A 26,334-nucleotide genomic window follows, 5' to 3' on the forward strand; every position below is an offset into this window, starting at 1 on the left:
TGCGGATTTATCGCTCGATGATGTCTGCTTCCGTCGGTACGAGGATTTCGCGTTTTCCGGCGTGGTTTGCGGGGCCGATAATGCCTTCCTGCTCCATGCGTTCGATCAGCGAGGCGGCACGGTTGTAACCGATGCCGAGACGGCGCTGCACATAGGAAGTGGAGGCTTTTCCATCCCGAAGAACGACGGCGACAGCCTGGTCATAGGGGTCTTCGGAATCGGAGAAGCTGCCGCCACCAGCCGGGCTCGCGCCGGCGCCGTCTTCATCTTCTTCTTCGGTGATCGCTTCCAGGTACTCCGGCGACCCTTGCGTCTTCAGATAGGCGACGATTTCTTCGACTTCATTGTCGGAGACGAAGGGACCGTGTACGCGCTGGATGCGTCCACCGCCTGCCATATAGAGCATATCGCCCATGCCGAGCAGCTGTTCGGCGCCCTGCTCGCCAAGGATCGTGCGGCTGTCGATCTTCGAGGTGACCTGGAATGAGATACGGGTCGGGAAGTTGGCCTTGATCGTGCCGGTGATGACGTCGACGGACGGGCGCTGGGTGGCCATGATGACGTGGATGCCGGCGGCACGCGCCATCTGCGCCAGGCGCTGCACCGCGCCCTCGATGTCCTTGCCGGCCACCATCATCAGGTCGGCCATTTCGTCGATGATCACGACGATATAGGGCAGGGGCTTCAGATCGAATTCTTCCGTCTCGTACATCGCCTCGCCGGTCTGGCGGTCGAAGCCGGTCTGCACCGTGCGGGTGAGGATTTCACCCTTGTCGAGTGCCTGTTGCACGCGGCTGTTAAAGCCGTCAATGTTGCGCACGCCGATCTTTGACATCTTCTTGTAGCGCTCTTCCATCTCCCGCACCGTCCATTTCAGGGCCACAACGGCCTTTTTCGGATCGGTGACAACGGGGGAAAGCAGATGCGGAATACCGTCATAGATCGACAGTTCCAGCATTTTCGGGTCAATCATGATCAGACGGCACTGTTCCGGCGACATGCGGTAAATAAGCGACAGGATCATGGTGTTGATGGCGACGGACTTGCCCGAACCGGTGGTACCGGCAACGAGAAGATGCGGCATCTTGGCGAGATCGGCGATAACGGGTTCGCCGCCGATCGTCTTGCCGAGCGCCATGGCGAGCTTGGCCTTGCTGTTTTCGAAATCACGGCTGCCGACCAGCTCTCGCAGGAACACGGTCTCACGCGTCTGGTTCGGCAGTTCGATGCCGATGGCATTGCGGCCGGGAACGACGGCGACGCGGGCGGCGATCGCGCTCATGGAGCGGGCGATGTCATCCGCAAGGCCGATGACGCGTGAAGATTTGATGCCGGGCGCTGGCTCCAGTTCGTAAAGTGTCACCACCGGGCCGGGGCGGACATGAATGATTTCGCCCTTGACGCCGAAATCCTCGAGAACGCCTTCCAGAAGGCGGGCATTCTGCTCAAGTACTTCCTCGCTCAGCATGGCGTCGCGCACGACATTCTTCGGTTCGGCCAGAAGATGGACGGAGGGCAGCTGGAAACCGTCGGCGGCGATGAAAGACGACTGCGCCTCTCTTGCCACACGCTCGCTTGGCTTGGGACGTGCGGAAGGTGCGGTTATTCTGGGCTGCCCACGTCCCGGCGCTTGTCGGGCAGTGAATTTCCCGTCGGATTCGTCATCGGAAAGAATGCCGTTCGGCAGGCGTCGTCCGTCCGCGTCGAAAGGCGGCTCGTCATCCATGTCGTCGTCATGATCGAGCGCGATGGAGGGAGGCGACATTTGCCGGCGCGATGCGGCACGTTCTTCGAAAGACGGTTCTGCGCGCTGGTCGATGCGATTGATCGCGGTCTTCAGGCGAGAGGGTTCGTTCAGCGTACCGAATTCATATTCGTTGAAATCGTAGGGATGTTCGAATTCGGCGTGCAGGGATTTCGACTTCAGGCCGAACAGGCGGCGGAAACGCGCCTGGGTGATGTACCAGTAATGCGCAATAGCGCCAAAGGCGAGCATGTTGGCGAAGAAGCCTTCGCCGTCGTCCTCATCATCCTCTTCGGCTTCACGGGCAGCGCGGGCCTTGCTGGTGGCGACCGGGACAGCTTCCTCCCGCTCCAGCTCATCGTCCAGACCGCCGACGATACCGGCGGCAAACAGCATCAGCCAGGCGGCGGGCGCTGCGAATATGACGCCGAGCACCGTGGCGATGGTGCCGGTCGGGTAAGCGCCGATGAAAAGCGCGGGGAAGCGCAGGATCATGTCACCAATGACGCCGCCAATGCCGTTCGGCAGGGGCCACGTGACGGGTGCCGGAAAACAGCCGAGCGAGGCGGCGCAGACGATGGCGCCCGCAACCCATGCGACGAGGCGAGCGGGTATGCGATTGAACTTGCGGCCGGCGATGAGCGTGATCGCCCAGGCGATGATGGGCAGGAATGCAATGATTGCGGAAAGCCCGAGGAACTGCATCACGATATCGGCAAAGATCGCGCCGCTGTAACCCAGAAGATTGGTGGGCTGGTTTCCCGTGGCATAGGAGAGGCTCGGATCAGCCACATTCCATGTGGCGAGTGCGGCAATGCCGAGCGCAATCGTCGCCAAAAGAGCAAAACCGGCGAGAGCCATGATCTGACGCACGAAAAACGCCGTCAACACGAAGCGCGTGTGACGACCATCGAATGTCGGAGAATGCATTCTGCCCATGTCCCTGAACCCGTTGTTTTGTGGTTTCGGCAAGATCCGGCAGGGTGACCTGATCCCGGATTGACAGGGAAAACTAACCGCTCGCTGGTTAATGTCGTGTTAACCATGCGGCTTTTTGAGGCCGAGCGCGGATTTGCGGCAAAGAAAAGGCCCGCCGGAGCGGGCCTTCTTGTGGGAGAGGGGATGGAGAACCCCTTTTCCCTGATATCAGGAGTGGTAAGCGGCTTCGCCGTGGGTCGCGAGGTCGAGACCTTCGCGTTCGGCTTCAACCGGAACCCGAAGACCAACGATCACGTCAACGATCTTGTAGAGGATAACCGAGACGACGGCGCACCAGACGATGGTGATGGCAACGGCAACGAACTGGGTCCAGACCTGCGAGGCGATGGAGAAATCGGCCTTGCCGGTGCCGCCAAGCAGCGGCGAAGTGAAGATGCCGGTGCCGAGCGCGCCGATGATGCCACCGATGCCGTGGACGCCGAAGACGTCGGCAGTGTCGTCATAACCGAACTTGTTCTTCACCACGGAGACGAAGAAGTAGCAGATCGGCGAAACGATGAGGCCGAGAACAATCGCACCCATCGGGCCGACGGAGCCGGCAGCAGGCGTGACGGCAACGAGGCCGGCGATCATGCCCGAAGCGGCACCCAGCATGGAGGCCTTGCCGCGGGTGAAGCTTTCAACCAGCGACCAGGAAACGATGGCAGCAGCAGTGGCGAGGAAGGTGTTCATGGTTGCGAGAACCGCACCGCCCGATGCTTCGAGGTTGGAACCGGCGTTGAAGCCGAACCAGCCGAACCACAGCATGGCTGCGCCAACCAGCGTCAGCGTCATGGAGTGGGGAGCCATCATGTCCTTGCCGAAGCCGGTGCGCTTGCCAACCATGATCGCGCCGATCAGGCCAGCGATACCGGCATTGATGTGAACGACGGTGCCGCCGGCGAAGTCGAGAGCGCCCATGCCGAAGATCAGGCCGTTCGCATCCCAGACCATGTGCGCGATCGGGAAGTAGACGAAGGTGGCCCAGAGGATGGTGAACAGGATGACAGCGGAGAACTTCACGCGTTCCGCAAAAGCACCGATAATCAGCGCCGGTGTGATGGCCGCAAAGGTCATCTGGAAGGCGATGAAGGTATATTCGTAGATCACGACACCCTGCGAGAAGGTGGCAGAGGTGCTGTCAAGCGAAACGCCCGACAGGAACAGCTTGCCGAAACCGCCGAAATAAGGGCCGGTGCCGCCGCCGAAGGCGAAGGAGTAACCGTAGATGACCCAGACCAGCATCATGACTGCGCCGATGACTGTGCACTGCATGAGAACGGAGAGCATGTTCTTGGTACGGACCAGGCCGCCGTAAAACAGCGCCAGACCGGGAATGATCATGAACAGCACGAGGATCGTTGCGACATACATGAAGGCGGTATCGGCTTTTTCCGGAACAGGAGCCGCTGCCGCTACTGCCGGCGCTGCATCCTGGGCAAAGGCAATGGCCGGGGCCATCAGGGCCGTCGCTGCGGCGCCCAGCGTGCCGAGCGTCAAAAACTTGTTGAGTTGCATAGTTGGAAAACTCCCCTGTCAGCCGTGCTTTAAAGCGCTTCTGTGTTGGTTTCGCCGGTACGGATGCGCACGGCCTGTTCGATAGAGTAGACAAAGATCTTGCCGTCACCGATCTGCCCGGTCTTTGCCGCAGACGCGATCGCCTCGACGGCCTTGTCGACGACGTCGGATGGAACTGCGATCTCGATCTTCAGCTTGGGAAGGAAGCTCACCGCGTATTCCGTGCCGCGATAAATCTCGGTATGCCCCTTCTGGCGTCCGTAACCCTTCACTTCGGTCACGGTCAGGCCCTGGATGCCGACGCCGGTGAGAGCTTCGCGCACCTCATCCAGCTTGAACGGCTTGATAATGGCCATCACAATTTTCATCTGGTTTCCCATCCTTTGTTTGTCCTCGGCATGGAGCCGACTCTCCTTGCCGCTGGCAGATCAGTAACAGCGACTGCGGACATACATTCAAAGGGCGTGCCAGTTTTGATACAGGGGCGTAATTTATTGAAATATAAAGATTATATGACGGACGTCTGAAAAAGGGGCATTTGTCGCCCAAAAAAGCGTCTATAAAATGTGCGATTTTTTAAAAAAGCGCATTATTTAATCATTTGCCCTTTTGCGGATCAAACCCTCCTGCGCGACGGAGGCGACGAGTTCACCCTGCCTGGTGAAAATATTGCCACGGGTCAGCCCCCGAGCACCGGACGCGCTGGGGCTGTCCTGAGTGTAGAGCAGCCAGTCATCCAGCCGGCAGGGACGGTGGAACCACATGGCATGGTCGAGACTCGCCACCTGAATGGACGGATCGAAGATGGTTGTTCCATGGGCGTAGAGCGAGGTGTCGAGCAGCGTCATGTCCGAGAGATAGGCGAGAATGGCCGATTGCAGGCGCGGATCAGCGGGCACGTCGCCGACGGCGCGGACCCAGATATCCTGCTGCGGCTCCAGCTTTTCCTTCGAGATATAATGGGTCAGCGAAACCGGCCTTATCTCGATCGGCCGCTTATTGCTCCAGTATTTGCGGATCGAGGCGGGCGCGTTGGCAAGGAAGGCCGCCTGCATCTGCTCTTCGCTCATCAGTTTTTCAGGCGGCATCACATCAGGCATCTTGATCTGATGGTCGAAGCCGTCCTCGAAGATCTGAAACGATGCCGACATGGAAAAAATTGCCTTTCCGTGCTGGATGGCGACCACGCGGCGGGTGCAGAAGCTTGCGCCGTCACGGATGCGCTCCACCTGGTAGACGATAGGCACCAGCGGGTCGCCGGGACGCATGAAATAGGCATGCAGCGAATGCACGAGGCGGTCGTCATCCACGGTTCTTTGCGCGGCGATCAGGGCCTGCGCGATGACCTGGCCGCCAAAAACCCGCTGCCAGCCGATCTGCGGGCTTTCGCCCCGATAAAGGTTCTCTTCCAGCTTCTCGAGATCGAGCGTGGCGATGAGATTGACCATCGGGTCTGACGTTTGCGAGGGATGCGACATTTTTTCGGCCTGCTCCGGCTGTAGGAAGACGTCACATGGTCTATAGTGCGCCGATGATGCGTGCACAAGATTTGAGGAGAAGCGCGATGCTGGACGTGGTAGTTGCAGGTGGCGGATATGTCGGTCTTTCCGCTGCTGTCGCCATCAAGCAGGCTGCACCGCACCTCGATGTACAGGTGATTGAAGCCGCCCCTGATGATGTCTGGAAGAAGGATGTCCGCGCCTCCGCCGTCATTTCGGCGGCCACGCGCATGCTCGATGTTTTCGGCATATGGAACGAGATCGAGCCTGAGGCGCAGCCGATCCACAGGATGATCGTCACCGATTCGAAGACCGCCGATCCCGTCCGCCCGGTCTTTCTGACCTTTGACGGCGCCGTGGAGGAGGGCAGGCCTTTTGCCCATATGGTTCCGAATGTCGCCATGGTGGGAGCGCTGCGTGGCCTTTGCGAGCGTCTAGGCATTGAAATCCGCCACGGTTTCAGTGTTTCCGGTTTTACTGCGGGACCGCAATCGACAGCCATCACCCTTTCCGACGGTTCATCGCTGGAAGCGCGATTGCTCATTGCCTGCGACGGTGTTCGCTCGGCTTTGCGGGATATGGCCGGCATCAAGACAGTGCATTGGGCCTATGACCAGTCTGGTATCGTCACGACCGTAGAGCACGAACGGCCGCATGAGGGCTGCGCGGAGGAGCATTTCCTGCCTTCCGGCCCCTTTGCCGTCCTGCCGTTGAAAGGAAACCGTTCCTCGCTTGTCTGGACCGAGCGCACGGCCGATGCCGACAGGCTGGTCGCCTCTGACGATCTTGTCTTCGAGGAAGAGCTGGAGCGCCGGTTCGGCCACAAACTCGGGCCCGTCCGTCCAGTCGGTCCACGACGTGCCTTTCCGCTGGGCCTCACACTGGCGCGCTCCTTCGTCGCGTCACGGTTTGCTCTTGCGGGTGACGCGGCGCACGGCATTCACCCGATTTCCGGACAGGGCCTCAATCTAGGTTTCAAGGATGTGGCAGCCCTTGCCGAAACCGTGGTAGAGGCCGATCGCCTCGGTCTTGATATCGGCTCTCTCAACGTTCTCGAGCGGTATCAATCCTGGCGGCGTTTCGACACGTTGCGCATGGGTGTGACGACGGATGTGCTGAACCGGCTTTTCTCCAACGATGTCGGTCCCATCCGCATCATGCGCGATTTCGGTCTGGGTGTTGTCGATCGTTTGCCGGGTCTCAAGTCCTATTTCATCGGTCAGGCCGCCGGTACGACGGATGCGAATGCGCCGCGCCTTCTTGCCGGCGAGGCGCTTTGATCGGGACCCTTCGCCAAGGGGTTAACAGCGCTCTCCGCAATTGTCGCTTGACAGGCCATTACGGTATTTTCCGGGAATGGAAAGCTGAATCCGGGCAAGGACTTACCCGGATTCACAATCTGGTATGGGGCAGGAATTTTCCAACCAGATATTGCGGAGAACAAAAACGGAATCAGGGCGAGTCAGCGATTCGTATTCGATTCGTTCGCAGACTGTTCCGCAGCCGAATCGATTCCATTTTCGCCGGATTCTTTTTGAACCATCAAGCCGCTGAATCTGAATGGAAAATTTACCTGATAGGCCCTCCTCCGCCACTTTACGGATGAGGGCTATTGCCTTTGTCGGCGCGCATTGCCATGTGTGGTGCGTGCGGCCTGCATCCGGTGATAGCGGGCGGCACGGCAAGCAGATGAAGTCGATTCGCGGATACTACGTTGAATTTTCGCCCCATGATCCTGAGCGGCCGCGGTGTCACGGCCGTTCTCGGCCCCACCAATACCGGCAAGACCCATTACGCGATCGAGCGTATGGTCGCGCATGGCAGCGGTGTCATTGGCCTGCCGCTGCGCCTTCTGGCGCGGGAGGTCTATACCCGTCTGGTTGAAAAGGTGGGGGCGCCGAATGTGGCGCTGATAACCGGCGAAGAAAAAATAGCGCCACCAAAAGCCAAATATTCCGTCTGCACCGTGGAAGCCATGCCGCGCGAGACGACCGCCGCCTTCGTCGCCGTCGACGAGGTGCAGCTGGCTGGCGATCTTGAACGTGGCCATATCTTCACCGACAGGGTGCTGCATCTGCGCGGGCGGGAAGAGACGCTGCTTCTGGGTGCCGGCACGATGCGCCCGATCCTTGAAAAGCTGCTGCCGGGAATAACCGTGGTCGAGCGGCCGCGCCTGTCGCAGCTTTTTTATGCCGGCCAGAAGAAGATCACCCGCCTGCCGCAGCGCACCGCGATCGTCGCCTTTTCGGCGGAAGAGGTCTACGCCATTGCCGAGCTGGTGCGTCGCCAGCGCGGTGGCGCTGCCGTGGTGATGGGCGCGCTTTCGCCGCGCACCCGCAATGCGCAGGTGGGGCTCTACCAGTCGGGCGATGTGGAATATCTTGTCGCGACGGATGCGATCGGCATGGGTCTCAACCTCGACGTCGATCACGTCGCCTTCGCGCAGGACCGCAAATTCGACGGTTACCAGTTCCGCAACCTCAATCCGGGTGAAATCGGCCAGATTGCCGGCCGCGCCGGCCGTCATCTTCGCGACGGCACATTCGGTGTGACGGGGCGTGTCGATCCATTCGACGACGAGCTGGTGAAGCGGATCGAGACCCATCAGTTCGATGCGGTGAAGGTGCTGCAATGGCGGACGAAAAATTTCGATTTTTCCTCCATTGCCAATCTGCGCACGAGCCTTGATGCCGCGCCGGCGATCCAGGGGCTTTCGCGTGCTCTGCCGGCCATCGACCAACAGGCGCTGGAATATCTGTCGCGTTATCCTGAGATTATCGACGTGACCACGACGGATGCGCGGGTGGAAAAACTCTGGGAGGCCTGCGCGCTGCCCGATTATCGCCGTATCGCCCCTGCACAGCATGCCGACCTGATCTCCACGCTCTATTTCGACCTGGTCAAGCGCGGCGCGGTGAATGAGGATTTCATGGCCGAGCAGGTGCGCCGTGCCGACCGGACGGATGGAGAGATCGATACATTGTCTGCGAGGATTGCGCAGATCAGAACATGGACTTATGTATCGAACCGCCCAGGATGGCTTGCCGATCCGACACACTGGCAAGAAAAGACGCGGGAAATCGAGGATCGATTGTCCGATGCGCTACATGAAAGGTTGACGAAACGCTTTGTTGATCGCAGGACATCTGTGCTCATGAGGCGCCTGAGAGAGAATGCGATGCTTGAAGCTGAAATCAGTGTAAATGGTGATGTCTTCGTAGAAGGACATCACGTCGGCCAATTGGCCGGATTCCGGTTCACGCCGGTGTCGGGAATGGAAGGGCCGGATCAGAAGGCCGTGCAGGCTGCGTCGCAGAAGGCGCTGGCGCTCGAGTATGAGGCGCGCGCTGCGCGTCTGCATGCCAGCGGCAACGGCGATCTCGCTTTGAGTTCCGATGGTCTGGTTCGCTGGCTTGGCGAGCCGGTTGCCCGCCTCGCGGCAGGCGATAACATCATGAAGCCGCGGGTGATCCTGCTGGCCGACGAGCAGTTGAGCGGCAATGCTCGCGATCATGCGCTGGCGCGCGTCGAACGTTTCGTCAATCATCAGATTGCGACCGTGTTGAAGCCGCTGGACGATATTTCGCGCGCCGAGGATCTTCAGGGTCTGGCTAAGGGTCTGGCATTCCAGCTGGTCGAAAATCTGGGCGTTTTGTTCCGCCGCGACGTCACCGAAGACGTGAAGTCGCTGGATCAGGATGCGCGCGCCTCCATGCGCCGCTACGGCGTGCGTTTTGGCGCTTATCACGTCTTCCTGCCCGCGCTTCTGAAGCCGGCCCCGGCCGAGCTTGTCACGCTGCTCTGGGCGCTTAAGAATGATGGCCTCGGCAAGCCGGGTTATGGCGATCTCATTCCGGTGCTGGCCGCCGGCCGCACCTCGGTCGTGACAGATGCGAGCTTCGAGCGGATGTTCTACAAGCTCGCCGGTTTCCGTTTCCTCGGAAAGCGCGCCGTGCGTATCGACATTCTCGAGCGCCTGGCCGATCTCATCCGTCCGCTGCTGCAGTGGAAACCCGGCCAGCACCCGCGCCCGGAAGGCGCTTATGACGGCCGCCGTTTTACAACGACGACCGCCATGCTTTCCATTCTCGGCGCAACGCTCGATGACATGGAAGAAATCCTCAAGGGCCTCGGTTACCGTGCCGATCAGGTTACGGCAGAAGAGGCGCAGGCCTTCCTCGCCAGCCATGTTGGCGCCGCCGTTCCTGTTGCCGCAGAAACGGTGACGGGCGTAGAGGAAAGCGCTGAGATCGAGCAGGACGAGCCGGCCTCCGAAGAACAGGAAACCGAAACGGCGGCTGTTGCTGAAGGCGACGCTTCCGAGGCGCCGGTCGCGGAAGCCGTCGGTGAAGAGGTTGCCGCAGTTGAGGCGGTGTCTGTCGAAGGTGCGGAGCCTTCCGAGCCGAAGCCCGTTCTTCTGTGGCGTCCGGGTGGTCGCAATGAAAATCAGCGCGGCGAAAACCGTCGTCCCGGCCATCGCGGTCAGGGTCGTGACGGCGCACGTGAGCAGGGTGAGCGTCGCGGCGAAGGCCGTCGCGACAATCGTGACAATCCAAATCGCGACGGCGCAAATCGCGAAGCAGCCAATCGCAATGGAGATGGCGAGCGCAAGCGTGACGGCGGTCGCCCCGATCGCGGCAACAACCGCAATAATGATCGCGGGGAGCGCAAGGACCGGCCGGAGCGCAACGACCGTGGCGGAAAGCCACAGGGTCAGCAGCGCTTCGAAGCCAAGCCACCACGCAAGGAGAAGCCGATGGATCCGGATTCGCCCTTTGCAAAGCTCGCTGCGCTCAAGGAGCAGCTGAAGAAGTAAGCCTATGGGAAACAACGAACAGCCACTGGAAAGCACGCGTCAGCGTCTGGACAAGTGGCTGTTCTTTGCTCGCATGGCCAAGTCCCGATCGCTGGCCCAGAGTTACATCCAGTCGGGCCATGTAAAGGTCAACGGCGCTGCCGTCCGCCAGCCCAGCCACATGATGAAGGTGGGGGACAGGCTGGAAATCGGCTTTGAGCGAATGGACAAGGTGCTCATCGTCAAATCCGGCGGGGTGCGACGCGGGCCTTATGAGGAAGCCAGGCTTCTTTACGACGACCAGACGCCGCCGCGGGAGCCGTCCGACAGGCTGACCCCTCTGGAGCAGGCGATGCGTGAGCCCGGCAGCGGGCGTCCGACGAAAAAAGAGCGCAGGGCGCTCGACAGGTTTCTGTCTGACAGTGACGGAAGCAAAGATTAGAATAAACCTCCAGGTCGGCCCCGTTTTTCAGAATTGTTATCCTTGCTATCTGCAGGCAAAGGCATTACGTCACTTGCGAAATTGCCCTGTCTGAATTCCGGGCGACGGCTTGTGTTCCGAAGCCCAAAGACCCGGCCTGCATATTCTGGAGTTCATCATGACATATGTCGTGACCGACAATTGCATCCGCTGCAAATATACCGATTGCGTTGAGGTCTGCCCCGTCGACTGCTTTTACGAGGGCGAAAATTTCCTCGCCATCAATCCCGATGAGTGCATCGATTGCGGTGTGTGCGAACCGGAATGTCCCGCTGAGGCCATCAAGCCCGATACGGAGCCGGGTCTCGACAAGTGGTTGAAGCTCAATACGGAATATGCGGCGATCTGGCCGAACATCACGATCAAGCGTGATCCGATGCCGGAAGCCAAGGAAATGGACGGGGTCGAAGGCAAGCTGGAGCTTTATTTCTCCGCTGAGCCCGGCAAGGGCGACTGAACCAGACGTTTCTGGATCAACATTTGAAAAGCCCTCGTTGCACCAGCATGAGGGCTTTTGTTTATCCACCGCGGCCGGACTGAAGCGTTGTCGACAGCAATGTCAGAAGAGCCACGCTTTCCTCCAGGCTTTGCCGCTGGCGGCTTTGCAGGATGGCTGTCTGCAAACGGTTCATCTCGCGGGCAATCGCCGCTGGTTGCCATGTCCGCAGCGCTCTTTCGATGATCGGTTTCCGTCGAAAATGAATATGGCGTCCGAGCGTCTGCATGACCTGGCCGGCCTGCTGCTTTTTCTCATCCATTTCGGCCCGCATTTGGTCGAGCAGCTGGAATTGCTTGAGGCATCCCTGGAGGACGAGGAAGATCGGGGTTTTCGATGAAATGATCTTCTGGGTGGCGTGGAAAAAGGCGTTCCTGTCGCCTTTCAGGATGGCGTCGACGGTATCGTCGGCGGACACCGTACTGGCATCGCCGATGATGGCCAGAATGTCATCTTCCTCGATCACGTCGGAGCCGAGGCAATAGAGTGCGAGCTTGCGGATTTCGTTACGCGAGGCGATACGGTCGCCGCCGAGCTGCTCGATCAGCCTTTGCCGTGCAGCCGGTGCAATGCGCAGATTATTCGCGGAGAGCTCCTGATCGATCAACGCATTCAGGGAGCGCGCATCGTCCGCATAACAGGGGATTGCGGCGATGGAGCGCGCTGGCTCCGCGATTTTGCGCAGCCCCGTGCCCTTTTTGACATCGCCCGCTTCGATGATCAGGAAGCTTGCTTCCGGTGGTGCGTCCGCCAGAATCTGAAGCGCATCCACCAACGGCTTTTCAGCGGCGGCGCCTTTGACCCAGACGAGTTTTTCGCCGCCGAAAAGGCCGATGGCGTTGACTTCATCAAGCAGGCGGCCAGGGTCGCCCTGTAGGTCGGATGCGGTCAGTTTCAGCGATGCGAAAGCGTCATCGGGGTCGATGCCGGTCTTCTTCGCGATGACGCCTGCCCGCTCCGATACCAGACCACGATCCGGTCCATAGAGCACAAAAATGCGAAAACGCTCCGCCGGATTTTCGGCGAAGCGCTCGAACTCATGGGACTTTATCTCCGTCACGGCCGCCGCTCTCAGCGGCCGAGGGTGGCGGCGATATCGGTGCGAATGATTTCAGCCAGCTCGCGGGCCGCACGGTTCTCGGCGTCGCGGGTCGCCCGGATCTTGGCGAATTCCTGCTGCGGCAGATCCACCTGCGCCGTCACGCTGCGGCGTGCGGAGCGCAGGATCTGACCGTCGGAAACGCGCGTCAGGACATATTGACCGCTCATCACGACACGGCCGGGATAGGGGCCGTCGTAATTATTGTTCGCGCGGGTCGTCAGATCGTAGTTCTGCACCTCTGTGGTCGTGGCGCTCGAGCTTACGGCAATCTTGACGTTATATTGCGCCGTAGCCGGTTCGCCGGCACCGCCGGAAAGGAGGAAGATCAGCTGGTTGCGCACTTCCAGCCCAGCTCTGCCGCCGATCTGGGAGACGCTGACGGCCGCCAGCCTTTCCTTGGTTCCGGAAGCTTCGCCATAAAGCGGGCGCACCTGGCAGCCCGCCAGAAGACCAGCCACCATCACGACGGAAATTGCTGCCGCAACGCGGCTCCATCTCGAAAAAACGTCAGACAACAATGTTCACAATCCTCTGCGGAACCACGATGACTTTTTTGGGCTCGCCACCGGCAAGAATCGATTTGACGGCATCCAGCGCAAGGGCAGCCGTGCGGACCGCATCTTGATCCGCATCGCGCGCGATTGTCAATTCACCGCGCTTCTTGCCATTCACCTGTACTGGCATGACCACATCGTTTTCTTCGACCAGCGAAGCCACGAAGGTCGGCCATGGCGTCTCAGCCACCAAGCCTTCATTGCCCAGCGCCGACCAGCATTCTTCCGCGAGATGCGGTGTCATGGGTGCGATGATGCGGATCAGGATTTCGACGGCATCACGCGCGGCCGCCTTGACGTCATCAGGCTTGCCGCCTGCAGCGACATCCGCAAGCGGACCGGCGAGGGCATTGACCAGTTCATAGATGCGGGCGATGGCCTTGTTGAAGGCGAGCTTGTCCAGATCTTCCTGAACAGCCTTCAGTGTCTTGTGGGCCGCCTTGGAGGCTGCCAGCCCTTCGCCTTCGGTCGCCGGCTTCGGTTTCACGCCCTTCAACTGTTCGGCGGCTTCACCGATGATGCGCCAGACACGCTGGACGAATCGGTTTGCACCTTCCACCCCGGCTTCGGACCAGATGACGTCGCGATCGGGTGGAGAATCCGAAAGGACGAAGAAGCGTGCGGTATCGGCGCCATAGGATGCGATGATATCGTCAGGGTCGACCACGTTCTTTTTCGACTTCGACATTTTTTCGATGGAGCCGATCTTAACCTCTTCGCCGGAAGAGAGCAGGAACGCCCGGCGCGCGCCGTCGTTTTCCTCGATCCTCAGTTCCGCAGGCGGCACCCATTCGCGCGTCAGGCCTTCACCGCGGCTATAGGTCTCGTGAACCACCATGCCCTGTGTGAACAGGCCCTTGAAGGGTTCCTTGACACCCACATGGCCGGTCTCGCGCATCGCGCGGGTGAAGAAGCGCGAATAGAGCAGGTGCAGGATGGCATGCTCGATGCCGCCGATATATTGATCCACCGGCAGCCAGTGATTGGCGACCTTCGGGTCGGTCGGTGCGTCTTCCCACGGCGCGGTGAAGCGCGTGTAATACCAGCTGGAATCGACGAAGGTGTCCATCGTGTCGGTTTCGCGCCGCGCGTCATGGCCGCATTGCGGGCAGGAAACATGGCGCCATGTGGGGTGGCGATCCAACGGATTACCGGGCACGTCGAAAGTCACGTCGTCGGGCAGCTTGACCGGCAGGTCCTTTTTCGGAACCGGTACAACGCCGCACACTTCGCAGTGAATGACCGGGATCGGGCAGCCCCAGTAGCGTTGACGGGAAATGCCCCAGTCGCGCAGGCGGAAATTGACCTTGCGTTCGGCCTGCGGTGCGTTGCCCAGCATCTCGGCGGACAGCTTCTGCACAACGGCTTCGAAGGCGTCAGCCGTCTTCATGCCGTTCAGGAAGCCGGAATTGATCATCACGCCATCATCGGTGAAGGCGGTGTCTTCAACGGTGAAGCTTGCGGCGTCGGGACCTTCGGGTGCGACGACGGCCACGACCGGCAGGCCGTATTTGCGGGCGAAATCCAGATCGCGCTGGTCACCTGACGGGCAGCCGAAGATTGCGCCGGTGCCGTAGTCCATCAAGACGAAATTGGCGACATAGACGGGCAGTTCCCAGCTGGGGTCCAGCGGGTGCACGACCTTGACGCCGGTATCGATGCCCTTCTTTTCGGCAGTTTCCAGCGCTGCCAGGGAGGTGCCATGGCGGCGGCATTCGTCGCAGAATTCGGCAATATCAGGGTTGGTCGCCGACAGTTCCTTTGCCAGCGGATGATCGGCGGCGATTGCCAGGAAGGAGGCACCGAACAGCGTGTCGGGACGCGTCGTATAGACGGTGATGTCGGAGAAACCTTGCGGCGCCGTGTCAGCAACGGTCTGCCAGCGCAGCGACAGGCCTTCGGAGCGGCCGATCCAGTTCTTCTGCATCAGGCGCACTTTTTCCGGCCACTGATCCAGTTCATCCAGTTCGTCCAGCAGGTCCTGGCTGAAATCGGTGATGCGGAAGAACCATTGCGTCAGTTCACGCTGTTCCACCAGCGCGCCGGAGCGCCAGCCGCGGCCGTCGATCACCTGTTCATTGGCCAGAACCGTGTGGTCGACCGGATCCCAGTTGACCTTGGACTGCTTGCGGTAGACCAGACCCTTTTCCATGAAGTCGACGAACAGCGCCTGCTGACGATGGTAATATTCCACATCGCAGGTAGCGAATTCGCGGGTCCAGTCCAGCGACAGGCCCATGGATTTCAGCTGGCCGCGCATGGTGGCGATGTTCTGGTAGGTCCAGTCCTTGGGGTGAACCTTGTTCTGCATGGCTGCGTTTTCCGCAGGCATGCCGAAGGCATCCCAGCCCATCGGGTGCAGAACGTTGAAGCCACGCGCGCGCTTGTAACGCGCAACCACATCACCCATCGCGTAGTTGCGGACATGGCCCATATGGATGCGTCCCGAGGGATAGGGAAACATCTCCAGAACGTAATATTTCTCGCGCGGATCGCTGTTGTCGGTGACGAAAACCTTGTCTTCGTTCCATTTCTGCTGCCAGCGCGGCTCGGCGTCGCGAGGATTGTAACGTTCGATGGCCATTGTCTAAAATTCCGGGTATCGAGGGGAAAAATTTGCGCTGACCTTCACCATGAAACGACCGGGGCGTCAAGTTTGGCGGGGCATTCGGGCGTTCAATCTTGGCCAGCGTGCCTCAAATGGTGCTAAACCCGCTTGGCATCAAGGCAATCGGCGTCTAGTTAGCGGTTCGAACGGTTTAAAAAAGGTCTTGTGATGGAAATCGAAGCACGTCTTGAAGATGTCAGGCAGCGCATTGCGGATGTTGCGGAAAAATCCGGCCGCAAGGCAGGCGAGGTCACGCTCGTCGCCGTTTCGAAGACATTCGACGCCGAAGCGATCCAGCCGGTCATCGACAGTGGTCAGCGCGTGTTCGGCGAGAACCGCGTTCAGGAGGCGCAGGGCAAGTGGCCCGCTCTTAAAGAAAAGACACCTGATATCGAACTGCATCTGATCGGCCCGCTGCAATCCAACAAGGCGGCGGATGCCGTCGCGCTGTTTGACGTCGTGCAGAGTATCGATCGGGAAAAGATCGCCCGCGCGCTTTCCGAGGAATGCGGCAAGCAGGGTCGCAGCCTCCGTTTTTATGTGCAGGTCAATACTGGGCTCGAGCCGCAGAAGGCCGGCATCGATCCGCGCGAGACGGTCGCCTTCGTGGCTTTGTGCCGGGATGAGCTTAAGCTGCCGGTCGAGGGACTGATGTGCATTCCGCCGGCGGAGGAAAATCCCGGACCGCATTTCGCTCTTCTAGCGAAGCTTGCCAAGGAATGCGGCCTCGAGAAGCTTTCCATGGGCATGTCCGGCGATTTCGAAACCGCAGTCGAATTCGGTGCCACCAGCGTGCGGGTCGGTTCGGCGATCTTCGGCGCGCGATAAATCATCCAACAAAAAACCCGGCACTGCGGCCGGGTTTTCAAACGATGTAAGACTTTCGATCAGTATTGATCGTCCTCGTCTTCGTCCTTCGGTGCAGACTTCAGCGAGGAGAGCTTCTTGAACACGGCATCGGCGTCGATCTGCTCTTCTTCCTCGCGCTGGAAGTTGTAATCCAGACCTTCCGTCACCGTTGCCGGCTGCAGCGTGTTGCCAAGCTCTTCAGCTGTTGGCAGCGGGCGGCCGCGCGAAGCGCGTTCGACTTCAAGGTCAAGATCGATCTGGCTGCAGAGGCCAAGCGTTACCGGGTCCATCGGCGTCAGATTGGCCGAGTTCCAATGGGTGCGGTCGCGAATCTGCTCGATGGTGGATTTGGTGGTGCCGACGAGGCGCGAAATCTGCGCGTCCTTCAGTTCCGGATGGTTGCGCACCAGCCAGAGAATGGCGTTCGGGCGGTCCTGGCGCTTGGAAACCGGCGTATAACGCGGGCCGCGGCGCTTGGATTCCGGCACGCGCACCTTCGGCTCGGAAAGCTTGAGCTTGTGGTTGGGATTGCCTTCGGCACGGGCGATCTCGTCGCGGGAAAGCTGTCCAGTCGCGATCGGGTCGAGGCCCTTGATGCCCTGCGCGGCTTCGCCGTCGGCAATCGCCTTGACTTCCAGCGGATGCAATTTGCAGAACGTGGCTATCTGGTCGAACGACAGCGCGGTGTTGTCAACCAGCCATACAGCAGTTGCCTTTGGCATGAGCAATTGTTGAGCCATAGATACAGTCCTTCTGTCCGTCCGCGCCGGGGTCGCGGGCGTGGTATCAACCACTGATTTCCGGGATATTGGCGCTCTATAACCGGATTGCATCATAATTGCAATTCTTTGCGAAACAAATGCCTTTGTCTAATTGCCGTCAGTCATTGACCTGCTATGAATTCACCACATGCCTGAGGTGGGAGTCTCAAGGCGAGCAACAAGACATATTTGGTTCAGGAGGAGTTCATGTCTGCCAAAATCTACCCGGTGCTCAAATCGGCGAAAGCCCGCACGCTCATCGACAATGAGCGTTACCAGAAATGGTATCAGGAGAGCGTCGAGGATCCGGAAAAATTCTGGGACAAGCACGGCCGGCGGATCGACTGGTTCAAGCCCTATACCAAGGTCAAGAACACCTCATTCAAGGGGCGTGTGCCGATCAAGTGGTTCGAGGATGGCCTGACGAACGTCTCCTACAACTGTATCGACAGGCATCTGAAGACGCATGGCGAGCGCACGGCGATCATCTGGGAAGGCGATAATCCCTATATCGACAAGAAGATCACCTATAACCAGCTCTATGACTATGTCTGCCGCCTGGCGAATGTGCTGAAGAAGCACGGCGTCAAGAAGGGCGACCGCGTCACCATCTACATGCCGATGATCCCCGAGGCGGCTTATGCGATGCTCGCCTGCGCCCGCATCGGCGCCGTGCATTCCGTCGTCTTTGGCGGCTTCTCGCCCGAAGCGCTGGCCGGCCGTATCGTCGACTGCGAATCGACCTTTGTCATCACCTGCGATGAAGGCGTGCGCGGCGGCAAGCCGATCCCGCTTAAAGAAAACACCGACAAGGCGATCGATATTGCCGCCAAGCAATATGTCATCGTCAACAAGGTTCTGGTCGTGCGCCGCACCGGCGGCAAGACCGGCTGGGCGCCCGGCCGCGACATCTGGTATCATCAGGAAATCGCCACGGTGAAACCGGATTGCCCGCCGGCGAAGATGCGGGCGGAAGATCCGCTGTTTATCCTCTATACGTCAGGTTCCACCGGCAAGCCGAAGGGCGTGCTGCACACGACGGGCGGTTACCTCGTCTATACGTCGATGACGCATGAATATGTGTTCGACTACAAGGATGGCGAGGTCTTCTGGTGTACGGCCGATGTCGGCTGGGTTACCGGCCATTCCTACATCGTCTACGGGCCGCTTGCGAATTGCGCGACGACGCTGATGTTCGAAGGCGTTCCCAACTTCCCGGATCAGGGCCGTTTCTGGGAAGTCATCGACAAGCACAAGGTCAATATCTTCTATACCGCACCGACGGCGCTCCGGTCGCTGATGGGGGCGGGCGACCAGTTCGTCACACGGTCGTCGCGCGACAGCCTGCGGCTGCTTGGAACGGTCGGCGAGCCCATCAATCCGGAGGCATGGGAGTGGTATTACCATGTGGTCGGTGAGGACAAGAGCCCGATCGTCGACACCTGGTGGCAGACGGAAACAGGCGGCATTCTGATATCCCCGTTGCCGGGCGCGACCGATCTGAAACCGGGTTCGGCGACGCGGCCATTCTTCGGCGTGCAGCCGCAGCTTGTCGATGCTGAAGGCAATGTGCTGGAAGGGCCGGCCGACGGCAATCTCTGCATCACCGACAGCTGGCCGGGCCAGTCACGCTCGGTCTATGGCGATCACCAGCGTTTCGTCGATACATACTTCTCCACCTATAAGGGCAAGTATTTCACCGGTGACGGCTGCCGGCGTGACGAGGACGGTTATTACTGGATCACCGGTCGTGTCGATGACGTGCTGAACGTCTCTGGTCACCGTCTCGGAACGGCCGAAGTCGAATCTGCGCTGGTGTCGCATCATCTCGTTTCGGAAGCGGCCGTGGTCGGTTATCCGCACCCCATCAAGGGACAGGGCATTTATTGCTATGTCACGCTGATGGCGGGGCAGAATGGCGATTATGCGCTGCGCGAGGAGCTGGTAAAGCATGTGCGCAACGAGATCGGGCCGGTTGCAACGCCGGACAAGATCCAGTTCGCGCCGGGCCTGCCCAAGACCCGCTCCGGCAAGATCATGCGTCGTATTCTGCGCAAGATCGCCGAGGACGATTTTGGTGCGCTCGGGGATACATCGACGCTTGCCGATCCGGCGGTGGTGGAAGACCTCATCGCCAACCGCCAGAACCGCACGGCGTCCTGACTTTCTGGAAAGGCTGCTTCGGCAGCCTTTTTCTTTCCGCAAACGAAAACACCCGGAAGCGAACTTCCGGGTGTTTTTTATTCAATACAGACAGGCTTACTGGCCGCGGATCTTCTTCAGGTCGGCCAGAACGGCGTCAACGACATCAGCGCCGATTTCAGCCTTGTGCTTTTCGTAAACGACCATCGATTTTTCGCGGATACGGGTCTGCTCTTCCGGAGACAGCGTGTTCACTTCGAGGCCGGCAGCCTTGATCTTTTCCAGCGACTTCTGGTTCAGTTCGCGGATGACCTTGCGCTCTTCGTCGCGGCCGACGACTGCGCATTCACGCAGGGCCGTCTGTTCTTCGGGCGTGTAGCTGTCGAAGATCGGCTTGGAGAAGAGGAAGAGGAACGGCGTGTAGGCGTGGTTCGTCTCGGTGATGTACTTCTGCACCTCGTAGAACTTGGAGGTGTCGATCGTCACATAGGGGTTTTCCTGCGCGTCGATCGCGTTGGTTTCAAGCGCCGAGAAGACTTCGCCGAAAGCCATCGGCGTCGCGTTGGCGCCGAGGTTCTGGAAGGTGTCGAGGAAGATGTTGTTCTGCATCACGCGGACCTTGAGGCCCGAGAAATCTTCCCACTTGTTCACGGCATGCTTGGAGTTCGACAGGTTGCGGAAGCCGTTTTCCCAGTAGGCCAGGTTTACGAGGCCCTGTTCTTCCAGCTTCTTGTTCATCATGTCGCCGAAAGCGCCGTCCATGACCGCGTCAGCTTCCTTGTCGTTCGCAAAGAGGAACGGCAGGTCAAAGACGCCGAGTGACGGGATGAGGCCGACGAGCGGCGACGAGGAGGTCACGACGGCTTCCTGAACGCCGGAGCGCAGGGCCTGCGTTGCCTGAAGGTCACCGCCGAGAGCGCCGCCCCAGAATGCCGTCAGCTTAAGCTTGCCGCCCGACTTGTCGTCGAGGCAGGCCTGCATGGCCTTGATGCCGTTGCCGACCGGGTGATCCTGGTTGATGCCGTTCGAAACGCGGATATTGCGGCTGTTGAATTCGGCCATTGCGGGTGCAGCGGCGCCAACGGCGAAAGCGATGGCCGTGGTGGTCAGAAGAAGCTTTCTCATAATATCCTCCCTTGGATTGTGTTTGAGAAACAGGTTGCGGATTAACGGAGATACTGCAGCGGTACGAGGACGATGTCCGGGAAAATCACCAGCAGTGCCAGAACGATGGTTTCGGCAACGAGGAACGGCCAGACACCGATCGTGACCTTGCCGAGCGGAATGCGTCCGACACCGCTGACGACGTTCAGCACGACGCCAACCGGAGGCGTAATCAGGCCGATGGCGTTGTTGATGATGAAGAGAACGCCGAAATAGACCGGGTCGATGCCCGCCTGCTTGATGATCGGCATCAGGACAGGCGTCAGGATCAGGATGGTCGGCGTCAGGTCGAGCGCGGTGCCGACGATGAAGACCAGCACCATGATGACGGCCATCAAGAGCATCGGACGGTCGATCAGCGGCTCGATATAACCGGCGACTTCGTTCGGAATGTTTGCAGCCGTTATGAGCCATGCGGAGACGAGCGCGGCGCAGACCAGGAACATGATGATCGAGGTGCTCTTGGCAGCGCGCAGAAGGACGTGGAACAGGTCCGCCGGCTTCAGTTCGCGGTAGATCACCATGCCGACGAAAAGCGCGTAGGCGGCGGCGACGACGGCAGCTTCCGTCGGCGTCATGATGCCGGCCTTGATGCCGCCCAGGATGATGACCGGCATGCCGAGCGCCCAGCCGGCGCGGGCAGTCGCCGTCAGGCGTTCCCTGGCCGTGGTTCTCGGCAGCGGCTTGACGTTGTCCTTGCGCACCACGATCAGCCAGGCGACGATCAGCGAAATGCCCATCAGGATGCCGGGTACGATGCCGGCAAGGAAAAGCTGCGTGATCGAGACGTTGGCCGCGACACCGAAGACGATGAAAGCCATGGACGGCGGAATAACGGGGGCGATGATGCCGCCTGCGGCGATGAGGCCGCCGGAGCGGGGAATATTGTAACCGGCCTTCGCCATCATCGGGATGAGGATTGCGGCAAGGGCCGCGGTGTCGGCTGCAGCCGAACCGGAGATGCTGGCCATGATGATGGCCGCGACGATGGCCACGATGCCGAGGCCGCCGCGGATGTGGCCGACGAGAGCGATCGCAAAGTCGATGATGCGGCGGGACAGGCCACCGGAATTCATCAGTTCGCCGGCCAGAATGAAGAAGGGAATGGCGAGCAGCGTGAAGGTGTCCGCGCCCGAAATCATGTTCTGGGCAATGATGGCGGTGTTGAACATGCCCATGTACCACATGAGCACTACGCCGCAGAACATCAGCGAGAAAGCGACGGGAACGCCAATCGCCATGGCTCCCAAGAGAGAGCCGACAAAAACGAGAAGTGTCATGGTATCAGCGCTCCGAAAGCTGTTCGATCGTCAGGTTCTCGCCCGCGAACTGGGCGATTTCATCTTCCGTGACGCGGCCCGTCAAAAGACGGTACAGGCGTTCCAGCGCGATGACGAACATCAGTCCGCCGGTGAACATGCCGATGCCGTAGACCCAGATCATCGACAGCTTGGTGACGGGCGCATGCATGCTGGCATTGATGCCGGACTGCTTCCAGGTTCCCCAGAAGAAGATGGCGGAACAGGCCAGGATGATGATGTTCGACGCGATCATGCAAAAGACGCGGGCGCGCCGCGATAGGAACATCACGAGCGTTTCAATGCCCATGTGGCTGTTTTCGCGAAAGGTCAGCACGGCGCCGAGGAAGGTCAGCCATACGAAGAAATAACGCGACAGTTCTTCCGAGACGTTGATGCCGGAATTCATCGTATAACGCATGACGACGTTGACGAAGACCATGATCGACATGCCGGCGAGCAGCGCGACGAGGATGATTTCGAGAATCCGGTAAAAGAGATTGATGGTCTTTTGCATTTTCCCCTCCCGAAGAAATGTTTAGAGCAATCCTCGTTTCGCGAGGTTGCGCATCAGGGCCACGGTGCCGAATGTCCATTCAGGGCATTCATCCGTCGTCGTGACCCAGTTGATCAACTTGCCGAGCTTGGGCGTGGAGATTTCGACGCGGTCGCCCTTGGCGTGGGTGAAGCCGAGACCCGGGCCATGGCGGTCCTTGACCGGCGCGAACATCGTCCCAAGGAAAAAGACGGCGCCATCTGGATATTGATGGTTACGGTTCAAGAGCTGGGACGCGAGGTTTTCCGGCGTGCGGCTGATTGCCTGCATCGCACTGACGCCCGTCATGGTGAAACCGTCCTCGCCTTCGACCAGAAGCGAGATCTGCGACTGCTTCACGTCTTCAATTGTGAAGTTGCCGTCGAACAGGCGGATGAAAGGCCCAATCGCGCAGGAAGCGTTGTTGTCCTTCGCCTTGCTGAGGAGCAGGGCGGAGCGGCCTTCGAAATCGCGCAGGTTGACGTCGTTGCCGAGGGTTGCGCCGACAATGCGGCCGTCGGAGGCGATGGCGAGCACCACTTCCGGCTCAGGGTTGTTCCATTGCGATTTCGGGTGAACACCGATCAGCGCGCCGCAGCCGACCGAGGCCATGGCCTGCGCCTTGGAGAATATTTCCGCATCCGGGCCGATGCCCACTTCCAGATATTGCGACCAGAGGCCCATTTCCTGGAGCAGTTTCTTGACTTCCGCGGCCTTTTCGGAGCCGGCCTCAAGTCCCCGCAGATTGTCGCCGAGAACCGGCGCCAGCCGTCCGCGGATTTCCTGCGCGCGAAGCGGATCACCCTTGGCCTGCTCTTCGATCACGCGTTCCAGCATGCTGTCGGCGAAGGTGACGCCGGCGGCCTTGACGGCCTGAATGTCGTTGGGCGCAAGAAGTTCGCCAGCGGAGCCGTCCAGAAAGGCTTCGAACGCGCCGAGCGCCACGAACGTCCGGGTGTCGGCAAGCCGCTCCACCAGATCGGTCTTTTCCAGAAGTTCCGACATGGTAGGGGAGATAGAGGTTAGGTCATAAAGTACGCCACCCTTGAGTAGCACGGGGCAGGGACCGCCTTCACTTTTCGACCAGACGCGGCCGACGAGCAGCGCGTTTTCGAAGTCTTCAGGCAAAATTGCGGTAGCGTCGATGGACCTCTTGCCGGTCATGTAGTCCTCCCCTTCAACACCCGACAGGCCGCCTCCTGCGGTCTTATTGTCTGGATGTCTGACAACCAAATCTCACTCTTCTTAGTATGACTTTTGCGGCGAGTCTAGCGGTGCATCCGACAAAAATTCGCCATATTCGCCATCGCCATCCAACAAATGCGGTGAAGCTGTCTTATAGCTTCAATACCAACGGCGTCCAAAGATCAGAAGATGTCGAGATCGATGTTCAGTCGTCGGGCAGCGCCTAAAATGTGCTGGCGCATGGCATCTCGCGCCAGCGCAACATTTCGCGATGCAATTGCTTCCCGCAGCACGACATGCTCGTTTATGGTGATTTCCAGGATTTCGCCGTAAACGGCCCGCGAAAAAGCGGTATTGATTGCCGAGCTGATGCGTTGGGCAATGAAGCCAAGAAAAATCAGGAAATATTCATTACCGGTGGCTTGCGCCATGGTGCGATGGAAATCGAGATCAGCTTCGACCCCGTCCTTGGACCATTCGATAGCATTGCGCATGCCGTAAATGGCCTTGTCGAACTTTTCCAGATGTTCGGGTTTGTGATGCAATGCCGCAAGGCCTGCGGCATCGATCTCCAGCGACATCCGAAGTTGCATCAGGTCTCGGAAGTTTTCGGGATCGTTCAGGGTGGATTGCTCGATCCGGATCGACAATCGTTGCCGCGGATCTGTTACAAAAGCGCCTACCCCTTGCCGGGTTTCAACGAAACCTTCGTTGCGCAATTGCGCGATCGCCTCGCGAATGACCGAACGGCTGACGCCGAAGGTTTTTGCAAGCACATGTTCCGTCGGCAGCCTGTCACCCGGCCCGAGCTGCGAATCATTGATCTCGCGAGCGATCTCCGTGGCGATACGGCCGGGCAGATGATCGTTGCGATGTATCTGATTGAACTCCAGCGTCATGATTGCTCCCGTTCCACAGAAACGATTGGTTCGTTTTCCCCATGGCAGCGACTTCCTCCTTCGCCGTCAGCGGGGTTTTCAGAGGCGGCGTGTTCGGCCGCCCTCTGCTTCTCGATTAGCTATCCGGTTGCAGGGTTATCTGGCAACCGGGATTCATCCGCAAATCGGGATCGAAGGCATTTTTCAAACCCGTGATCATCCGACGCTGCACATCCGATAGCCGGCTTTCGAAATCGGAGCGTTTCAGTCGGCCAATGCCGTGTTCGGCACTGATGCTGCCGACGTAACGGTCGAGGACTTCGTTCACGAGTGTCTTGGACTTGTAGATAAAGGCCTCTCGCTCTTCCGGCGTTGCGCCGTTGGGCGGCAGCACGTTGAGGTGGACGTTGCCGTCTCCCACATGGCCGTAGGAAACCGCAAGGCATTCCGGCAGTTTTTCCGCCAGTTCCGCTTCCGCCTCGGCTACGAAAGCCGCGAGTTTGGAGAGTGGCACCGAGATATCGGTGCGCATATGACTGCCGCGCAGAGCCTGACCTTCGTTCATGCCCTCGCGGAACAGCCAGAGCGACTGCGCCTGTGCGCGGGAGGAGGCGATGACGCCGTCCAGCACCAGGCCATCTTCCATCACGCCCTCGAGGAAACGCCCCATCAGATCGGCTGTATCCACCAGGCCCGATCCGGAAATCTCCATCAGCACATAGGCCGGGTAGTCGCCGGCGATCGGCATCTTCAGATCGGGGATAGCCTCGATCGCGAGCGTGAAGGCGACGGGCGGCATGAATTCGAATGCGGACATCAGATCACAGCATTCGCGGCGAGCGCGGCGGTAAAGCTTGATGGCGTCGTCAAGTGAATTGAGGCCGAGCAGCGCCGTCTCGACATGTTCGGGGTTGGGGTAAAGTTTGACGGCAACGGCGGTGATGATGCCGAGTGTTCCTTCCGCGCCGATGAAAAGCTGCTTCAGGTCGATGCCGCGATTGTCCTTGCGCAGGGTCGACAGGCCGTTCCAGATGGTGCCATCCGGCAATACCACTTCAAGACCCAAAACCAGTTCGCGGGTCATGCCATAACGCAGGACATTGATGCCGCCGGCATTGGTGGAGACGTTGCCGCCGATGCGGCAGCTGCCCTGCGCGCCGAGCGACAGCGGGAAGAACATGCTCTTGTCCTGCACCGCATCCTTGAATTCCGAGAGGATGCAGCCGGCTTCGACCACGGCCGAAAAATCGTCGCTGTCTATGGTGCGAATGGCGTTCATGCGCTCTAGGCTCATCACCACCTGATGTTTGGGTGCATCGGGAATGCCGCCGAGCACCAGTCCGGTATTGCCGCCCTGGGGGATGATGGCGAGGCCGAGTTCGGCGCAGGCGAGCACGGTATCGGACACTTCCTTGGTCGAGCGAGGGCGGATGACGGCCACGGCCGAACTGGTGACGTCGCCGTGCCAGTCACGGCAATAACGCAGCATGTCTTCCTGAGACGTCAGCAGCAGGGCCTCCCCCAGCCTGTTCTTCAGCGAGAAACGCAATTCCTCGATATTGTGTTCGCTCAATTCCACCCTCTCCGTCCAATCCGCCCTAAAATATCCGGGCAAGAGTCTTTCGCCCTTGCTTTTACCGGTTTGTGAAAAATACTATTTTCAATCGGATCATATAAGGTTATCAGACAACCTTACAAGTTAATTTATCGGTCGCCAGGCCGATGGTGATTTTCGGTCCCGGGAGAA

The 26,334-nt window shown here is 59.5% G+C and carries 20 protein-coding genes; 6 read left to right on the plus strand and 14 right to left on the minus strand.

The genetic code is table 11. The features are described 5' to 3' along the window. Positions 1–7: 7 nt before the first annotated feature. The 4 genes from O8B93_RS04055 to tesB all read right to left on the minus strand — a co-directional run bounded on the left by O8B93_RS04055 (position 8) and on the right by tesB (position 5,718). A complete protein-coding gene (locus tag O8B93_RS04055) occupies positions 8–2,674 on the minus strand; it encodes a DNA translocase FtsK (protein WP_269708490.1) in 2,667 nt (888 codons plus the stop codon). A 216-nt stretch (positions 2,675–2,890) separates the two neighbouring features. Further along, positions 2,891–4,240: an ammonium transporter gene (locus tag O8B93_RS04060; RefSeq protein WP_269708491.1), complete on the minus strand. Its 1,350-nt coding sequence runs from the start codon at positions 4,238–4,240 to the stop codon at positions 2,891–2,893. A 29-nt stretch (positions 4,241–4,269) separates the two neighbouring features. Continuing rightward, positions 4,270–4,620: a P-II family nitrogen regulator gene (locus tag O8B93_RS04065; RefSeq protein ID WP_004444057.1), complete on the minus strand. Its 351-nt coding sequence runs from the start codon at positions 4,618–4,620 to the stop codon at positions 4,270–4,272. 213 nt (positions 4,621–4,833) lie between these two features. Next, positions 4,834–5,718 carry an acyl-CoA thioesterase II gene (gene tesB / locus O8B93_RS04070; protein WP_269708492.1) on the minus strand — a complete coding sequence of 295 codons (885 nt, stop codon included), beginning with the start codon at positions 5,716–5,718 and terminating at the stop codon, positions 4,834–4,836. Here tesB and O8B93_RS04075 point away from each other — a divergent pair. The 4 genes from O8B93_RS04075 (at position 5,694) to fdxA (ending at position 11,472) form a co-directional block, all read left to right on the plus strand. Then, positions 5,694–7,019, plus strand: a complete 1,326-nt coding sequence (locus O8B93_RS04075; protein ID WP_405049017.1) for a ubiquinone biosynthesis hydroxylase — start codon at positions 5,694–5,696, stop codon at positions 7,017–7,019. The genes tesB and O8B93_RS04075 overlap by 25 nt on opposite strands. A 449-nt stretch (positions 7,020–7,468) precedes the next feature. Next, complete coding sequence (locus O8B93_RS04080; protein ID WP_269708655.1) at positions 7,469–10,555, plus strand: helicase-related protein; 3,087 nt, start codon at positions 7,469–7,471, stop codon at positions 10,553–10,555. A 4-nt stretch (positions 10,556–10,559) separates the two neighbouring features. Further along, positions 10,560–10,976, plus strand: coding sequence for an RNA-binding S4 domain-containing protein (locus O8B93_RS04085; RefSeq protein ID WP_269708493.1), 417 nt, complete (start codon positions 10,560–10,562; stop codon positions 10,974–10,976). A gap of 157 nt (positions 10,977–11,133) precedes the next feature. Next, positions 11,134–11,472, plus strand: coding sequence for a ferredoxin FdxA (gene fdxA, locus O8B93_RS04090; protein WP_080827558.1), 339 nt, complete (start codon positions 11,134–11,136; stop codon positions 11,470–11,472). 61 nt (positions 11,473–11,533) lie between these two features. Here fdxA and holA read toward each other — a convergent pair whose 3' ends face one another. From holA to leuS, 3 genes are read right to left on the minus strand one after another with little or no spacing between them, the layout of a single operon-like run. Continuing rightward, positions 11,534–12,571, minus strand: a complete 1,038-nt coding sequence (holA, locus tag O8B93_RS04095) for a DNA polymerase III subunit delta (protein ID WP_269708494.1) — start codon at positions 12,569–12,571, stop codon at positions 11,534–11,536. 11 nt (positions 12,572–12,582) lie between these two features. Further along, on the minus strand, positions 12,583–13,128 hold the full coding sequence (locus O8B93_RS04100; RefSeq protein ID WP_269708495.1) for an LPS assembly lipoprotein LptE: 546 nt from the start codon (positions 13,126–13,128) through the stop codon (positions 12,583–12,585). Continuing rightward, a complete protein-coding gene (gene leuS, locus O8B93_RS04105; protein WP_269708496.1) occupies positions 13,121–15,751 on the minus strand; it encodes a leucine--tRNA ligase in 2,631 nt (876 codons plus the stop codon). The genes O8B93_RS04100 and leuS overlap by 8 nt, the downstream gene beginning before the upstream one ends. 192 nt (positions 15,752–15,943) lie before the next feature. Here leuS and O8B93_RS04110 point away from each other — a divergent pair, with 192 nt between their 5' ends. Beyond that, a complete protein-coding gene (locus O8B93_RS04110; RefSeq protein ID WP_269708497.1) occupies positions 15,944–16,603 on the plus strand; it encodes a YggS family pyridoxal phosphate-dependent enzyme in 660 nt (219 codons plus the stop codon). Between the two features lie 59 nt (positions 16,604–16,662). Here the strand turns inward: O8B93_RS04110 and O8B93_RS04115 are convergent, their stop codons facing one another. Then, positions 16,663–17,364: a DUF1013 domain-containing protein gene (locus O8B93_RS04115; protein WP_269708498.1), complete on the minus strand. Its 702-nt coding sequence runs from the start codon at positions 17,362–17,364 to the stop codon at positions 16,663–16,665. 228 nt (positions 17,365–17,592) lie between these two features. On the opposite strand from O8B93_RS04115, the gene acs reads away from it, so the two are divergent. Next, positions 17,593–19,548 (plus strand): acetate--CoA ligase, encoded by a 1,956-nt coding sequence (gene acs / locus O8B93_RS04120; RefSeq protein ID WP_269700996.1) that lies wholly within the window; start codon positions 17,593–17,595, stop codon positions 19,546–19,548. 96 nt (positions 19,549–19,644) lie between these two features. Here acs and O8B93_RS04125 read toward each other — a convergent pair whose 3' ends face one another. The 6 genes from O8B93_RS04125 to O8B93_RS04150 form a co-directional block, all read right to left on the minus strand. Then, a complete protein-coding gene (locus tag O8B93_RS04125) occupies positions 19,645–20,652 on the minus strand; it encodes a TRAP transporter substrate-binding protein (protein ID WP_060727351.1) in 1,008 nt (335 codons plus the stop codon). A gap of 41 nt (positions 20,653–20,693) precedes the next feature. Beyond that, positions 20,694–21,971 carry a TRAP transporter large permease gene (locus O8B93_RS04130; RefSeq protein ID WP_269708499.1) on the minus strand — a complete coding sequence of 426 codons (1,278 nt, stop codon included), beginning with the start codon at positions 21,969–21,971 and terminating at the stop codon, positions 20,694–20,696. 4 nt (positions 21,972–21,975) lie between these two features. Further along, complete coding sequence (locus O8B93_RS04135; protein WP_269708501.1) at positions 21,976–22,506, minus strand: TRAP transporter small permease; 531 nt, start codon at positions 22,504–22,506, stop codon at positions 21,976–21,978. Positions 22,507–22,527: 21 nt separating this feature from the next. Then, positions 22,528–23,688, minus strand: a complete 1,161-nt coding sequence (locus O8B93_RS04140) for a fumarylacetoacetate hydrolase family protein (protein WP_269708502.1) — start codon at positions 23,686–23,688, stop codon at positions 22,528–22,530. Between the two features lie 203 nt (positions 23,689–23,891). After that, positions 23,892–24,608: a FadR/GntR family transcriptional regulator gene (locus tag O8B93_RS04145; RefSeq protein WP_269708504.1), complete on the minus strand. Its 717-nt coding sequence runs from the start codon at positions 24,606–24,608 to the stop codon at positions 23,892–23,894. Positions 24,609–24,723: 115 nt separating this feature from the next. Then, positions 24,724–26,166 (minus strand): FAD-binding oxidoreductase, encoded by a 1,443-nt coding sequence (locus O8B93_RS04150; RefSeq protein ID WP_405049011.1) that lies wholly within the window; start codon positions 26,164–26,166, stop codon positions 24,724–24,726. Positions 26,167–26,334: the final 168 nt, after the last annotated feature.

The sequence above is a fragment of the Martinezella rhizogenes genome (genome assembly GCF_027460065.1).
GTDB lineage: Bacteria > Pseudomonadota > Alphaproteobacteria > Rhizobiales > Rhizobiaceae > Agrobacterium > Agrobacterium rhizogenes_C.